The following is a 563-nucleotide window of genomic DNA, read 5'->3' as shown; positions in this document are numbered from 1 at the left end:
GCTTTTGGCCGCCCTGCTGCCAGCCGATTCACCTCTGCGTAATGCAGACGGCGGTTTGGTACCTTCACCTTTCCTAAAAGGGATTATCCCGATCATCATGGCATTCTTCTTTATGAATGCGGTGGTTTACGGCGTCAAAGCGGGTACGATCAAACAAGCCAGTGATATTCCTGACTTGATGTCCAAAGCGCTCAAGGGCGTTGGCGGCTACATTGTCTTGGTATTTGTGATTGCCCAGTTCATTGCTTGGTTTAAGTGGTCTAATTTAGCTATCTTTATTGCGGTGAATGGTGCGGAATGGATTTCGTCTGTCGAGATGCCAAAGCTGGCGATGATGGCGCTGTTTATGATGCTTGCTGGCGTGATGAACATGATTGTGTTTAGTGGTTCGGCGCAATGGGCGATCATGGCCCCGGTATTTATCCCACTCTTTATGTTACTTGGCGTAGACCCGCAAATTACGCAAATGGGCTACCGTATTGCCGACTCCACCACCAACATCATTTCACCGACCAATCCATATATTCCGATGGTACTGGCGCTGATCGCCAAATATAACCCGC

1 protein-coding gene is annotated in these 563 nt (G+C 49.0%); it reads left to right on the top strand.

Annotation, left to right across the window (positions count from 1 at the left end; translation table 11 throughout):
- A partial coding sequence (locus R8N49_RS29375) for an AbgT family transporter (RefSeq protein WP_318190727.1) occupies positions 1 to 563 on the top strand: 563 nt, incomplete at both ends.

It is taken from the genome of Vibrio sp. 1978, assembly GCF_033344345.1.
The sequence above is the reverse complement of the archived record's forward strand: the minus strand, read 5'-3'. Positions and strand labels throughout refer to the sequence as shown.